Source organism: Achromobacter sp. 46006 (assembly GCF_059761975.1).
This window is the reverse complement of the sequence record NZ_JCBANN010000064.1, coordinates 1-14,744: the sequence shown is the minus strand read 5'-3', so window position 1 is coordinate 14,744 and position 14,744 is coordinate 1. Positions and strand designations below refer to the sequence as shown.

At 66.2% G+C, this 14,744-nt stretch carries 8 protein-coding genes; 3 read left to right on the top strand and 5 right to left on the bottom strand.

What is annotated here, in order from left to right; genetic code table 11:
- Positions 1–24: 24 nt before the first annotated feature.
- Both AC6LKG_RS22385 and AC6LKG_RS22380 read right to left on the bottom strand, forming a co-directional pair.
- Entirely contained in the window at positions 25–1,446 is a 1,422-nt protein-coding gene (locus AC6LKG_RS22385; RefSeq protein WP_498168303.1) for a sensor histidine kinase, read from the bottom strand.
- The gene (locus tag AC6LKG_RS22380) at positions 1,443–3,416 is read right to left on the bottom strand and encodes a bifunctional diguanylate cyclase/phosphodiesterase (RefSeq protein WP_498168300.1); all 1,974 of its coding nucleotides are present in this window, start codon (positions 3,414–3,416) and stop codon (positions 1,443–1,445) included. The genes AC6LKG_RS22385 and AC6LKG_RS22380 overlap by 4 nt, the downstream gene beginning before the upstream one ends.
- A gap of 536 nt (positions 3,417–3,952) precedes the next feature.
- Here AC6LKG_RS22380 and AC6LKG_RS22375 point away from each other — a divergent pair.
- Genes AC6LKG_RS22375 through AC6LKG_RS22365 form a run of 3 tightly spaced genes read left to right on the top strand, consistent with a single transcriptional unit; the run spans position 3,953 to position 7,405 of the window.
- On the top strand, positions 3,953–5,419 hold the full coding sequence (locus AC6LKG_RS22375; RefSeq protein WP_498168297.1) for a putative bifunctional diguanylate cyclase/phosphodiesterase: 1,467 nt from the start codon (positions 3,953–3,955) through the stop codon (positions 5,417–5,419).
- Positions 5,420–5,454: 35 nt separating this feature from the next.
- Positions 5,455–6,522 carry a chorismate synthase gene (aroC, locus tag AC6LKG_RS22370; protein WP_498168295.1) on the top strand — a complete coding sequence of 356 codons (1,068 nt, stop codon included), beginning with the start codon at positions 5,455–5,457 and terminating at the stop codon, positions 6,520–6,522.
- Between the two features lie 43 nt (positions 6,523–6,565).
- A complete protein-coding gene (locus AC6LKG_RS22365) occupies positions 6,566–7,405 on the top strand; it encodes a M48 family metallopeptidase (RefSeq protein ID WP_498168293.1) in 840 nt (279 codons plus the stop codon).
- Positions 7,406–7,485: 80 nt separating this feature from the next.
- Here the strand turns inward: AC6LKG_RS22365 and AC6LKG_RS22360 are convergent, their stop codons facing one another.
- The 3 genes from AC6LKG_RS22360 to AC6LKG_RS22350 form a co-directional block, all read right to left on the bottom strand.
- On the bottom strand, positions 7,486–9,447 hold the full coding sequence (locus AC6LKG_RS22360) for a bifunctional diguanylate cyclase/phosphodiesterase (RefSeq protein ID WP_498168291.1): 1,962 nt from the start codon (positions 9,445–9,447) through the stop codon (positions 7,486–7,488).
- Positions 9,448–9,466: 19 nt separating this feature from the next.
- Entirely contained in the window at positions 9,467–10,150 is a 684-nt protein-coding gene (locus tag AC6LKG_RS22355) for a transglutaminase-like cysteine peptidase (RefSeq protein WP_498168288.1), read from the bottom strand.
- 137 nt (positions 10,151–10,287) lie between these two features.
- A partial coding sequence (locus AC6LKG_RS22350; protein WP_498168286.1) for a VCBS domain-containing protein occupies positions 10,288–14,744 on the bottom strand: 4,457 nt, incomplete at its 5' end.

The following is a 14,744-nucleotide window of genomic DNA, read 5'->3' as shown; positions in this document are numbered from 1 at the left end:
CTTCGCCGCCCGGCGCGTGGGCGCTCAGGCTTGGGCGGTGCCTGCCGTTCGGTCAGGCGGCGCCGGTTCGGGCGGCCGGGCCGGCAGGGTGATGACGAAGCGGGTGCCCACGCCCACCTCGCTTTGCATGGCCAGCGAGCCGCCCTGGTTCTGGCAGATGCGTCGCGCCAGATACAGCCCGATGCCCATGCCCTGCGTTTCACGGTGCGCCGCGCGCCGGAAGCGCGGCTCGAAGATGCGGGCCTGTTCGTCCTGGCCGATGCCGGGGCCGCGATCCGTGACCGCCACCCACGCCATCGGCTCGCCGTTTTCGTCGGCCAGGCCGGTTTCGATCTGGATGGGTTCGCTGGCCGGGGAATACTTGACCGCGTTGTGGATCAGGTTGCGCAGCACCACGCCGGTCAGGGCGCGGTCGCAATAGACCGGCAGCCGTTCGCTGCCGTTTCGCAGGCGCAAGGCGTGCGCGGTGTCAGGTTGCATGGCGGCCACCGCTTCGCTGGCCAATTCAGCCATGTCGGCCTGCTCGCCGCGCGGCGTCCAGGCCTGTTCCCCCAGGCGATCCTGGTTCAGCAGTTGCTCCATCAACTCGGTCATCCGGGTGACCGAGCGGTGGATGCGCGCCAGGCGGCTGTCGACGGTTTCGCCGCTGCCCGACAGGATCATGTCGAGCGATTGGGCCGCCGCGCTGATCGTGGCCAGCGGCGCACGCAACTCATGTGAGATCAGCGCGTTCATCTGGCGCTGGGTGTCGAGCGCGCTCGCCATTTCCACCAGACGCAATTCGCCTTCGACCCGTTGGTCGGTGTCGGTCTGGGCCGGGCGCGCGACGGCCTTGCACGTGGGGGGGGCCAGCCCCGCCAAGAGCAGGGCGGCCTGCACCAGCAGCAGCCGTGCCAAAGGGGCCGCCGAGGTGCCGGCATCCGGCATTGCCCAGGCGTCATGGCCCAGGATCCAGGTCGATGCCAGGTAGGCCGCGCCCAGCGCCAGGATGGCGCCGCGCTGCGGCAAGGGGCGGGCTGCGGCGGCCAGTAACCACGCCGCCAGGATCACGCTGGCGGTGGCCGCGGCGCCGGCGACCAGGGCCGGCAGCAATCCACCGTCGCCGTCATAGACAAAGATCAGCGCCAGCGCCGCCACGCCGGTGAGCGCGATGCAGCTCCATCGGCACGCCGTTGCCAGGCGCGCGGCGGCGGGCAGACCGGCAATCAGCGGGACGGACAAGGCCAGCAGGGCGGCAAAGGAACCGGCTTGCAGTGCGCCGGCGGGAAACAGCGCCGGTTGGGCGCGCAGCACGCCTTCCACCAGCGCGAACGCCATGCCGGCTCCGTAGATCGCGGCACGGGTGCGGATCCAGGCGATGGCGCAGGCCGCCGCGCAAGCCAGCGCGACGCCGGCGATCAGGCCGATCTGCAGATCGGGGAGGTGAGGAAACAATCCTTCCGTCAACTAGGAATCCATCGTTGGTCAAGCGCGGGGGCGGGTGCGCGGGCGAAGTTTACGACAGTGCCGCGAATCGCGTGAACGCCGATTTTTTCCAGGATGGCGCGGGTGGCGTCGTCAGGCACGTCTTCAACGTACACCGCCATGCCGAGGGCGGTGGCGGTGGCCATGACGGTGGCGGCCAGATGCTGGCTGCCCGGGCTGTGCAGCATGCCAGTGATGAAGCTGCCGCACAGCTTTACGTACGACAAGGGGTAGGCGTGCAGGTGTTCCATCGCGCCGAATTGCTGCGACAGGCGCGACAGGCCGATACGGCCGCCCGCGCCGGTGACGATCTGGCATAGCTGATGCATGCCAGCATCGTGTTCGATCAGGGTGGCCGCGTCCACCTCGATGAGCAGCCGAGGAATCAGGGCCGGGCGGTCGGCCAGCATACGTGCCAGCCGCGCCAGGAAGGCGCCCTGCGCCAGCGAAGCCTGCGATACATGTACCGCCAGGGCTTCGGGGCGGGTGAACAGCCAATCCAGGCCCAGGCGGATGGCCTGGATGTCGCATTCGGCCGAGAGTCCCAGGCGCACCGCGGGCGGCATGAAGATCGCAGCCGGCACCGGGTCGGCGCCGCTGGTGTCGTGCAGCGTCAGGCTGGCTTCGTAATGCAGCAAGGGGCCGGCCACGCTGGCCAGCGGCTGTGTCGACAATGAGAAACGATGTTGCTCCAGCGCCGTGGACAGCGCATCGTGCCAACTGTATTCGCCGATGCGGGTGCTGTCGGCCGCCTGGCTTGCCGGGGCGATCAGGTCGTCATCGGCGCTTTCCGCGCACATCAGGGCGTGGTCCAGCCGCGCCAGCGTGTCGCTCATGTTGTCGCCCGGCGCGTAGGCGGCCATTGCCAGTGCCCAGCGGCACCAGTCGCGTTTATCCATCGGTATCCGCAGCGACCGCAATTCTCGCCGCACTCGCTCGGCCAGCATGCCGGCCTGCGGGGCGGAGGTGCGCGGCATCAGCAGCGCGAAATCCGAACCGCCCATGCGCGCCAGGGTCATGCCGGGGTCGCCGCAGCCTTCAACCAGCTTGCGCAGCCGATCGGACGACGATCGCAGCCACTGGTCGGTAAAGGCGCGCGACAGATGCCGGTTGATCTGTGCCAGATCGCGCTGGCGGAACATCAGGATGTGGCCGCCGGCATCGGCCTCCGGGCTGGCCAGGGCCTGGCGGAAAAGGTCGATGAAGTACTTGCGGTTCGGCAGGCGGGTGATGGCATCGCGCTGGATTTCGCTTTGCAGCGATTCGATGCGGGCGTTCTGTGCCTGCACCGTCGCGGCAACCTGGCGCTGGGCGTCGACCAGCGCCTGATCGACGCCCTCCAGCTCGCAGGCGCGGTCGGGCGAGCCCACGCCGCCCGGTTCCAGCGCGCGTACCCGTCCGCTGAGGTCTTTGGAGGCTCGTGCCTCGATCCAGCGCAGCAGGTTGCCGGCGAACAGCATCCAGAAGACGCCAGCAGCCAGTGCCAGGCCGATGACGCGCACGCCTCCTTGCCACAGCGTATCGCGCGCCAGCCGGGCATCGGCCTGGACGGTAACGGTACCTAGCCGTTGACCATCCGGTCCCAGATACGGCAGGGTCGCGGGCGGTGCTTCCAGGGTCAACCAGGCGGGACGCCAGTCATGTGTGGCGTCGACCTGGCCGGCAGCCGGGTGACGTCGTTCGATTTTGGTGTCCCCATTTTCTCCCGCGATGCGGACCAGCGCATACGAGCCAGCGCCGATCAGGTCGTCGGCCAGTTTGCTCGGGTCGCGCGCGCTGTCCGGGTTATGTGACAAGGCCCAGGCCAGCGCGCTGGCACCAGCCAGGCCCTGCTGGGCCAACTGGGTATTCAGGTAGCGATGGGCGGCCAGCATCCCCAGGGCTTGGGCGCCGAGCAGGAAGAAGGCAATCAGGAGAGCGGTGCAGAGGATCAGCCGGCGGAGTGTGGACATATGGGTCGAAGGTTCCCTTCTTGGCCCGCACCGGTGCCGGTGCCGCGCATTGCCGGCCTGCCAGTGAAAGGGGGGATCATTCAGGCAGCGCTCGTGCCCGAACGGGAAAAACGCTGGATAAGAAACGTGACACGCGTTACTAATACCTCAGTGTCGCTGCGCGCGTTGTAATTCCTTATGTCACAAAACATACAGAATATTACGAAATCATCAGCGATATCAGACAACCTGTGCAATTATTTCGTTCGTGATAATTGCCCGGATGATAACTATTGAGACACGCCGTATTAATTTTCCGGTACCGGCTGTCGTAGTAAGGGCACGGCATGGCGCACGGACCGGCCAGAAACTGCCATCCAAGGACCGTCATGACCCCTCGCGAGCAACTAAATCAGGGTAGGAATGGAAAGAAAGGGAGCGCGTTGCTCCTGAAGTGTGGCGTTTTTTTGCGAAAATAATGCATAATTTAAAAAATGTTACAGCCCTTGGGTTTCTTTCCGGACCACAACGCCAAGGGTTTCTAGATAGGGGGCTCCGTGCGTGAGAGTTACCTGCTCGCACTGTGCCTGATGCTCGCGGGCGCACTTGCAGCGATTTGCTTGTTTTTCGTCCGCCGCGAACGCGTGCTGCGCGGCCGGCTGACGCGTGACGAATTGACCGGCGTCCTGAGCCAGCGGGAGCTGCACAGTCGTGCCCGCGCGTGGCTGAACCAGGCCGAGCGGCTGTCGGGCCGGGCCGCGTTCAGGCCCGCTCCGGCGATCCAGGATGAACGGGAGTCCCTGGGCATTGCGCGTGTCCGGCCGGGCACGCGCGGCATCGGTGCGTTCTTCCTGGTCAGCTTCGACCAGTACGCCGAGATCAGCGCGATGCTGCGTGCCGGCGAAGACCAGGCCTTGCTGATTATGGTGGCCGACCGGCTCAGCCTTGTCACCCGCGCGCTCGGCGGCATGGTGGCCCGTACCGGCACCGATGCCTTCACGGTGTGCGTTCCGGATGTGGACGAGGAGGGCGCGGCCCAGGTGTCGGCCAAGCTGCTCGAAGACCTGTCGGTGCCCTATGAGCTGGGGGGGCGGCCCCTGATCGCCGTGTTCCGGGTGGGGGCGGCGTTGTATCCGGATCATGGCCGCAGCGTGGAAGAGCTGCAGCGTTGCGTGCAGGTCGCCATGGTGCCCTTGAAGGAGCGTGGCGGCCCTGGCTGGAGCATGTTCGACTTTCGAATGCTGGCGCGCCAGCGCGACCAGCAGGGGCTGGAGAACGATCTGCGCCTGGCGCTGACCACGGCGTCGATGGACCAGTTCGAACTGTATTACCAGCCGGTGTGCGACAGCGCCTCGGGCGTGGTGCAGGGCTGCGAGGCGCTGCTGCGCTGGCATCACCCAGAGCTGGGCAGCGTATCGCCAGCCGTGACCATCGAGCTGGCCGAGCGCAGCGGCCTGATCGTGCCGCTGGGAGCGTGGATCCTGGAGCGGGCCTGCTCGCAGGCCGCGCTGTGGCCGCCGGCCTGGCGGGTGCACGTGAACCTGTCGGTCAAGCAGATGAACGAGGACGGCCTGGTGCAACTGGTGTCCGACGTGCTGACCACGACCAAGCTGGCGCCGCGCAAGCTGGTGCTGGAGATCACCGAATCGATCTTCATCCTGCATTACGAGCGCCATGTGAAGATCCTGAACACGCTGCGGGCCAAGGGCATCGGCGTGGCGCTGGATGACTTCGGTTGCGGCTATTCCAGCCTGAACCACCTGCGGCACCTGCCCATCGATTGGGTCAAGATCGACCGCAGCTTCATTTCCGCGCTCGAATCCGACGCCGGCAGCCGCGAGGTGGTGTCGGCGCTTTTCGGACTGTGTCAGGCGATGCACCTGCCGGTGGTGGCCGAGGGCGTCGAGACCGAAGGGCAACGTGAAATCCTCAAGTCGCTGGGCTGCCGCGTGATGCAGGGGTTCTTGCTGGGACGGCCGGCGCCGGCGGCGGAAATTCAGGCTTTGGCGTCGGCGGTGTCATAATCGGGGTTGCTTGCAAACCCACCTGTTGACTTCCTATGCCCGGCAATACCCTCGGTACTCTGTTCACCGTCACGAATTTTGGCGAATCCCACGGGCCGGCCATCGGTTGCGTCATTGACGGCTGCCCGCCCGGCATGCCGCTGGAAGCGGCCGACATCCAGCGCGAACTGGACCGACGCCGGCCCGGCACCTCGCGCCACGTCACCCAGCGCCAGGAAGCCGACCAGGTCGAAATCCTGTCCGGCGTGTACGAGGGACTGACCACCGGTACTCCCATCGGCCTGTTGATCCGCAACACCGATGCGCGTAGCAAGGATTACTCCAACATCACCGACACCTTCCGGCCGGGCCATGCCGACTATGCCTACTGGCGCAAGTTCGGCCTGCGCGATCCGCGCGGCGGCGGCCGTTCGTCGGCCCGCCTGACCGCACCCACGGTGGCCGCGGGCGCGGTGGCCAAGAAGTGGCTGGCCGAGCAATACGGGGTGAAAGTGCGTGGCTACATGAGCCAACTGGGTCCGATCGCGATTCCCTTCGTCTCGTGGGACGAGGTTTCCAACAATCCGTTCTATGCGCCCAACGCCGAGATCGTGCCCGAGCTCGAGGCCTATATGGACCAGTTGCGCCGGGATGGCGATTCGATCGGCGCGCGCATCGAGGTCGTGGCCGAAAACCTGCCGGCCGGCTGGGGCGAGCCGATCTACGACCGGCTGGACGCGGATATCGCCCACGTCATGATGGGCCTGAACGCGGTCAAGGGGGTGTCGATTGGCGCCGGGTTCGATTGCGTCGCGCAGCGCGGCTCCGAGCATGGCGACGAAATCACGCCCGACGGCTTCCTGACCAATCACGCCGGCGGCGTGCTGGGCGGCATCTCGACCGGCCAGCCGGTGACGGTGTCGCTGGCCATCAAGCCCACCTCCAGCATCCGGGTCGAGCGCCGTTCGGTCAACCGTGACAACGAGCCGGTCATGGTACAGACGCTGGGGCGGCATGATCCCTGTGTCGGTATCCGCGCCACACCGATTGCCGAGGCCATGCTGGCCCTGGTGCTGATCGACCACGCCTTGCGCCATCGCGGCCAGTGTGGCGAACCGGGCTGAGGCCGCAGGATTCCGTCGTTCCTGACCGTTGGAGGAGGCTGGCATGAGCCGCAACCACTATCCCTTGCGCCGCCTGGCGGCAGCGCTGTCCCTGGCTGCCCTGGCGGGCTGCACCGGGATGAACACCACCCAGTCGGGCGCCATCGGCGTCAACCGTACCCAGTACATGTCCAGCATGGTGCCGTCGCAGGCGCTGGAGCAGGAAGCGAACCAGCAGTACGCCGACATCCTCAAACAGGCGAAGGCCAAGAATCTGCTGGATCGCGATGCGAAACAGGTGGCGCGGGTGCGGGCCATCTCGCAGCGGCTGATTGCGCAGGCCGGCGTGTTCCGGCCCGATGCGTCCGCCTGGAAATGGGAAGTGCATGTGCTGACCAGCGATGAGGTCAACGCCTGGTGCATGCCGGGCGGCAAGATCGCCGTCTACACGGGGCTGATCAACAAGATCAAGCCCACCGATGACGAGCTGGCGGCGGTGCTGGGGCACGAGATTTCCCACGCCCTGCGCGAACATGCGCGCGAACGCGTGTCGCAGCAGATGGCCACCAATCTGGGCCTGCAGGTGCTTTCCATCGCCACCGGTTCGAGCGCGGCGTCGGACCTGGGGGGCAAGCTCAGCGACGTGATGTTCACGCTGCCCAACAGCCGCACCCATGAAACAGAGGCCGATCGCATGGGCGTCGAACTGGCCGCGCGGGCCGGTTTCGACCCGCGCGCGGCGGTCACGCTGTGGCAGAAGATGGGCGCGGCCGACAGCGGCAACGCGCCGCCCGAGATCCTGTCGACGCACCCCTCCGCCGCGTCGCGCATCGCCGATCTGCAAGGAGCCGCGCAACAGGTGTTGCCGCTGTACGAGCAAGCCAGGAGCCGCGCGGCGCGCTAGCTGTGCTCAGCAACCGGGCACGGGCCGCCAGCGCGGCAGCCTTCAAGCGGCGTGCGGCGCCGCTGTCATGACCGCCGGCCTCAGGCCGGCGTTTTCACGCCCGGGCCGCGCATGATGCTGATGCCCAGGTTGGCCAGGATGTGGCGGGTTTCGCTGTCGGGCACGTCTTCCGCGTAGACTGCGATCCCGAGCTTGCGGGCGGTTTCAAGTACCGAGGCGGTCAACTGTTGGCTGCCGGGGCTTTGCGACATGCCGCCGACGAAGCCGCCGCCCAGTTTCACGTATGACAACGGCAGCGTGTGCAATTGCGCCACCGCGCCGAACTGTTGCGCCAGGCGGCGCACGCCAATGTGGGTCCCGAATTCTGACGCCACGCGGGCTAGCGTGGCGATCTGCTCGTGGCATTCGACCAGGCCGTGGGCGTCGATTTCCAGGAACAGGCGCCGCGCCAGGGCCTTGCGCTCGGTCAGGAGCAGCGCCAACTGGCGGACGTATTTCTGGCCGCGCAGCGAGGGCAGAGCGACCCTCAGGGCCAGTTCGCCGTCGTGCGCCGATAGCCAGTCCAGGCCCAGGCTGACCGCCTGCAGGTCGCAGTCCGTCACCAGGTCGAGCCGCACGGCGGGCGGAATGAACAGGGTGGCGGGGATTGGCGCCTGGTCTTCGGCGGTACGCAGCATCAGCATCGCTTCGGTGCGGATGGGATTGCCGGCGGCATCGCGCAGCGGTTCGGTGGCGAGTTCGAAGCGGTGTTGTTCCAGCGCGGACAGAATGGCATCCTTCCAGGCCCGTTCGCCGGATTCAGAGGGCGATTGAGCGTCGGCGGCACCCGCGATCACGACCTGGTCGTTGCCGGCGCTTTCGGCTCGCATCAGTCCGAAGTCCAACCGTGACAACACCGGACCTGCCTGGTCGCCGCGGCTGTAGTCGGCCATGGCCTGGGCCCAGCGGCACAGATGGCCCTCGCCGACCGGAATGCGCGAGGCGTGCAGGTCGGCGCGCAGTTGTTCGGCGATCATCATCGCCTGCGGCGCGGCGCAGCCCGGCAGCAGCAGGGCGAAGTCCGAACCGTTCAGGCGCGCCAGCAGCGGATTGGCCACGTGCAGCGACTTGAGCGAGGCTTGGATGCGTTCGCAGGCGGCGCGCAGCCACTGGTCGATGAACTCGCGCGGCATGTGGCGGTTCAGGTCGGCCAGGTCGCGCTGGCGGAACACCAGCACGTGGCCGCCGTCGACACCGGCGCGGGCCTGCGCGTGGCCTGTGCCGCCTTCAAGCGCACGGCGGAATTCGTTGACGAAGTACTTGCGATTGGGCAGGCGGGTGACAGGATCCTGGTTCAACTCCAGTTCCAGGGATTCGATCTTGGCATTCTGTTCCTCGGCGCTGGCGTGGACGCGTTCGCGGGTCTGGTTGAGCGCCTGGACCACGTCGGACAACTCGGGCACGCGCGCCTCCATCTGCTGCGGCGGCGTGTCCTGGCCGATGCTGCGGACGTGGTCGCTGACCTCGCGCAGCAGCCGGTTCTTGATCCAGCCGACCAGTGCGAAGGCGAACAGCGCCCAGACCAGGCCCGCGCCCAGCACCAACGCGATCATGCGCAGGCTGCTGCGCCACAGGGCTTCCCAGGCATAGGCGTCGTTGGCCACCAGCGTCACCTCGCCGATCTGGCGCCAGCCGTCGCTGACGGCATGCGAGGCAGAGCGAGCGTCCAGCGGCGCCAGGGCGCGGAACCAGCCCGGCACCGAGGCGGCGGTGGCGGTAGACTGGCGTTCGATCAGCACCTTGCCCTCCGGATCGGCCAGGCGCACCAGCGAGAAGTGGCCGCCGTCGTACAGCGCCGACACCAGCAGCTCCTGTACCACCGGGTCGTTGTTGGCTGGCTGCGACAGGGACAGCGCCAGCGATACGGCGGCGTCGGTGGCCTGCACCTGCAATTGGCCCGACAGGTATTCGCGGGCGGCGTTGACGCTGAGCGCCAGGGTGCCCAGCAGGATGACGCCGATCGCGAGGGTGACGCTGAGCAGGAGCTGTCGAAGTATGGACATAGTCTTGTGGTTCCGGACGTCAGGGGCGTATGCCTTCCCGTTCCATGCGTTGGAGGAGATCGCGCCAGCGGCTGAGGCGGTCAACCGGTGCGGCGGGTTTGCCGTCGACGTAGACGCCGTCGGCGTTGAAGCTGAAGACCGGCGTCAGGTCGCGTCGTTGCGACGCCGGCAGGATGGTCGAGACCAGACTGTCCAGCACCAGCGGTACTGCATTGGGTGTTTCGTAGTAGCCCAGCACCATGTGGGCGACCTGGCTGCTGCTGGCCGGACCGCCCACCCGCGCGCGGACGTAGATGAAGCGCAGCTTGCTGGCCGGCACGCCCAGCGACAGCAGGGTGAAATACTTGCCGATGACGTAGTCTTCGCAATCGCCCGCGCCCTTGCCCAGCGATTCGAGCGGGGTGGCCCAGTAGTCGTCCTTGCCCCAGATTCTGATGTCGTCGCCCGACAGCAGCGCCCGATTCCAGAAATCGTTCGCCACCACCAGCCGGTCCTTTTCTAGTGCGGGGGGCGTGGCGCGCAGCAATTGCAGCCAATTCGATACGGCCCTGGCGCCCTTGGCGCCATAGCGGCTGGCCGACAGGCTCTGTAATTTGTCGGCGTTGACTTCCAGGGCGGAACTGCCGCCCCAGCCGCAAGCCAGGCAAAGCAAAACCAGTCGGCACAGATTCAGCGTGGCGCGGAAACGGCGGGTTGATCGCATGAAACGGATTTTCACATTTTTCCGGCCGATCCAGTCGTCATCCGGAAAAATTCCCCGCGCCGCCGGCGCATCGCGCTTGCCAGATCCCGTGGGTCGAGCGGGCAGGACCGTGGCGCGGCCCTGCCCCGGGGGACAGCTTAGCTGTGGTCGACGTTCAGTTTGCCCTTTTGCAGCAGGTCATTGATGATGGCCTGGTTGTCCAACTGGCCGCCATGCGTCAGGTCGACGTTCTCCAGCACGATCTTCTGGTCCGCGCCCTGGGCGCCGAGCTTGCCCTGGGTGTTGACGTCGATGACCGTGTTGTTGCCTTCCTTGTGGAAATTCAGGTACTGGGTCAGGGTGCCGTCCTTCTCGCCGACCAGCAGGTCCTTCAGGTCCAGGATGTCGCCGCCATCGGCCGGCTTGTCCAGCGAGAAGTCCTTGATCGTGTCGACAGCCGGCTTGGCGGTGGTGCCCTGGTCGCCCAGTTCCCACTTGAAGGTATCGCTGCCGGCGCCGCCGATCAGCGTGTCGTCGCCCTTGCCGCCGATCAGCAGGTCGTTGCCGTTGCCGCCTTCCAGCACGTCGTTGCCCGAACCTCCGTGCAGCACGTCGTTGCCATCGCCGCCATACAGCTTGTCGTCGCCGGCGCCGCCATAGATGATGTCGTTGCCATCGTCGCCATACAGGGTGTCGTTGCCGCCCTGGCCGTAGATGATGTCGTCGCCGGTGCCGCCGTGGATCGTGTCATCGCCGCCGCGCGGGTCGTCGGCCAGGTTGAAGTCGGCGTGGTGGTCCTTGATGTACTGGTACAGGTCGCCGTTGGTTGGCGCGTGTCCGTCGCGCATCTCCAGGAATACCTGCAGCGCCTTCAGGCCCGAACCCTGCACCAGATCGGTGGGGCGGCCGCCCACCGAGGCCCAGTTCAGCACGTTGCCATCGGTGTTGAGGGTGTCGCCGAAGATGATGTCGTGGCCTGCGCCGCCGTTGATGATGTCGTTGCCGACGGCGGCCGGATCGGTGCTGGACGAACCGCCCTGCAGTGCCGCGGCCAGGTCCTTGGCGGTGTTGACGATCTGCGGCTGGCCGACAGCGCCGGTGATGTTCGTGCCTTCTATCCGGACCGTGCCCGTTCCCGTGGTGCTCGAGTTGTCAAAGAACTTCAGGTAGGCCTCGTTGACGCCCGTGCCGATGCCGATGGCGTGCACGGTGCTCTTGCCGCTCAGGCCCTTGAACTTGTCGACGGCGTCCTTCATGTCGTAGTAGTTCGTGGTGCTGCCGCCCGACCACCAGTCGCCGTTGCTGCCACGGTTGCTGAAGGTCGGATCGCCGTCCGTCAGGAAGTACGTGACGTTCTCGAAGGCCTGGCCGTTGGACGAGGTAGGCTGCTTGTTGAACCACTTCACGGCTTCGTCGAACGCGCCTTCGTAGTTGGTGCCGCCGCTGGCGCTGAGCTTCTCGATGGCCTTGATGAGGTCGCCGACGTTGCTCGCGTTCAAGCCGTTGATCGTGTATTTGGTGCTGGCCGTCGATTCGAAGCCGATCAGCGCCACGTTGACGATACCGTCATGGCCCTTGAGGGTGTTCGCCAGGTTCTTGAGCGCGTCGATGGTCAGCTGCATGCGCGTCAGGCCCTTGGTGCCGGAGGCTTCCGACATACTGCCCGACGTGTCCACCACGATCGCGATGTTGTAGTTCTTGCCCGGTTCGACCGTGGTGACGGTGCCGCCCTTGTCGCCAAGGATGACATCGTCGCCGCTGCCGCCGTCGATGGGCGGCTTGGTGCCCGTGCCGCTGCCGTCGTTGTCGCCCGAGATGAAATTGTTGGTCTTGATGGCGAAGTTGTAGTCGCCCGAGGTGTCCTTGCCACCGTTGGCGGTGCCGCCGTTGTCGCGCACCTGGAAGCCGAACGAGGTGTCCTGGCCGGACGCCGATGGCGTGTAGACCAGTTTGCCGGCGGCGATGTCGGAGGCCGAGACCACGGTGTTTGCGGTGACCTGCTGCCCGTTCAGTGTCAGCGTGCCATCGGTCGGTAGACGCGTGATGATGACGCTGTCGAGCTGATTGCCTTCGGCCCCGTCATTGAAGTTGAACTCGGCGGCGCTGAAGATGTGGCTGCCGCCGGCGTCCACGCTGGTGGCGTTGTCGGCGGCGACCGGCGCGTCGTTGGTGCCGACCACGTCGACCGTGATGACTTGCTTGGCCGAACCGTCCGCCGAGACCACCTCGAAGTTCTCTTTCAGCACGGCGCCCGCCGGCAGATCCTGCACGGCCTTCAGGCTGTTGTTCAGCGTGTAGGTCCAGTTGCCGTTGGCGTCGATGGAGAAAGTGCCGTACTTGCCCGCCACGTTGGCCTGGGCGACCAGCGTGCTCTGGCCGGCGTCGGCATCCGACACCGCCAGCTTGCCGGAGGTCACCAGCGTCTTGTCCTCGATCACGGCGCCGGTGGACTGGCCGGTGATCTTGGCTATGTCGTTGGTGCCGGTGACGGTGACCGTGATTTCCTTGAACGCGGTGCCGCCATGGCCGTCATCCACCGTGACCTTGATGGTGTCGGTAACGGTTTCGCCTTCCTTCAGGGCCTGGACCTTGGTGCTGGCGTTGTCCAGCGTGTAGGTCCACTTGCCGGTCGAATCGACGGTGAAGGTGCCGTACTGGCCCTTGCCATCGTTGTTGACGGACCAGGTGTGCGTGTCGTTGGTGTCGACATCGGTCTTGGTCAACTGGCCGGTCGTGACCAGCGTACCGTCTTCCTTGACCGCACCGGTGGTCGTGCCGCCGATGGTCGGGGCGTCGTTGGTGCCGGTGATGTCGATGGTGATGACCTGGGTGGCCTTGCCGCCGTTGCCGTCATCCACCGTCACGGTGATGGAGTCGGTGGCCTTCTGGCCTTCGGCCAGGGCCTGGACCTTGGCGCTGTTGTTGTCCAGCACGTAGGTCCACTTGCCGCTCTGGTCGACGCTGAAGGTGCCATACTGGCCCTTGCCGTCGTTGTTGACGGACCAGGTGTGCTTGTCGTTGACGTCGACATCGGCCTTGGCCAGCTGGCCCGTGACCGTCTGGGCGCCATCTTCCTTGACGGCGCCGGTGGCCACGCCGCTGACGGTCGGGGCGTCGTTGGTGCCGTTGATGGTGATGGTGACCTTGCCGGTGGTGCCGTCGGCGGTGGTGACGGTGAAGGTCTCGGTCAGGTGCTCCTTGGCGCCCAATTGCTGGACGGCCGTGGCGTCGTTGTCGAGCTTGAAGCTCCAGTTGCCGTTGGCGTCGATCGAGAACGTGCCGTACTTGCCCGCGAAGTCGGTCTGCGGACGGAACACGGCCTCGCCGGCGTCGGCGTCGGTGACGTCCAGCTTGCCGCTGGCGGTGTAGACCTTGTCTTCCTGGACCGTGCCGGCGTCATCGCCCGGCTTGCTGGGGGTGATGATAGCGCCGTCGCTGGTGCCGTCGACCGTGATAGTGATGACCTGCGTGGCCGTGCCGCCATGGCCGTCATCGACGGTCACGGTGACGGTGTCGGTCAGGTGCTCGCCGTCCTTGAGCGCCTTGACGTCCGGGTTGGCGTTGTCCAGCTTGTAGGTCCACTTGCCATTCTGGTCGAGCGAGAAGGCGCCGTACTGGCCCTTGCCGTCGTTGCTCATCGACCAAGTATGCGTGTCGTTGGTGTCGACGTCATGCTGGGTCAGTTGGCCGGTGACTTCCTGGTTGCTGCCTTCCTTGATCTGGCCCGTGGCCGTGCCGGTGATGGTCGGGGCGTCGTTGGCGCCGGTGACCGTGACCGTGATGACCTGCGTGGCGGTGCCACCGTTGCCGTCGTCGACGGTGACGGTGATGGTTTCGGTGGCCTTCTGGCCTTCCGCCAGGGCCTGGACCTTGGCGCTGTCGTTGTCCAGCGTGTAGGTCCACTTGCCGCTCTGGTCGAGCGTGAAGGTGCCGTACTGGCCCTTGCCGTCATTGGCGAGCGACCAGGTGTGCTTGTCGTTGACGTCGACGTCGTGCTGGGTCAACTGGCCAGAGACTTCCTTGGCGCCGTCTTCCTTGACGTCACCGCTGGCCGCGCCCGTGATGGTCGGGGCGTCGTTGGTGCCGTTGATCGTGATGACGACCTTGCCGGTGGTGCCGTCGGCGGTGGTGACGGTGAAGGTCTCGGTCAGGTGTTCCTTGGCGCCCAATTGCTGGACGGCCGTGGCGTCGTTGTCGAGCGTGTAGCTCCAGTTGCCGTTCGCGTCGATCGAGAACGTGCCGTGTTCGCCCTTGAAGCCGGTCTGGGCGTTGAAGGTAGCCTCGCCGGCATCCTTGTCCGTGACATCCAGTTTGCCGTTGGCGGTGTAGACCTTGTCTTCCTGCACCGTGCCCTTGTCGTCGCCCGGCTGGTTCGGGGTGATGACAGCCGTGTCGTTGGTGCCGGTGATGGTGACGGTGATGGTTTCGGTCGCCGTGCCGCCGTTGCCGTCATCGACCGTGACGGTGATGGTGTCGGTGACCTTTTCTCCGTCCTTCAGGGCCTGGACCTTGTCGCTGCTGTTGTCCAGCTCGAACTTCCAGTTGCCGCTCTGGTCGACGGTGAAGGTGCCGTACTGGCCCTTGCCGTCGTTGCTGACGGTCCAGGTGTGGGTGT

Coding starts and splice junctions, on each gene's coding strand:
- AC6LKG_RS22380 (WP_498168300.1), bottom strand. CDS start 3,416: ATGTCCACACTCCGCCGGCTGATCCTCTGCACCGCTCTCCTGATTGCC.
- aroC (WP_498168295.1), top strand. CDS start 5,455: ATGCCCGGCAATACCCTCGGTACTCTGTTCACCGTCACGAATTTTGGC.
- AC6LKG_RS22365 (WP_498168293.1), top strand. CDS start 6,566: ATGAGCCGCAACCACTATCCCTTGCGCCGCCTGGCGGCAGCGCTGTCC.
- AC6LKG_RS22360 (WP_498168291.1), bottom strand. CDS start 9,447: ATGTCCATACTTCGACAGCTCCTGCTCAGCGTCACCCTCGCGATCGGC.
- AC6LKG_RS22355 (WP_498168288.1), bottom strand. CDS start 10,150: ATGCGATCAACCCGCCGTTTCCGCGCCACGCTGAATCTGTGCCGACTG.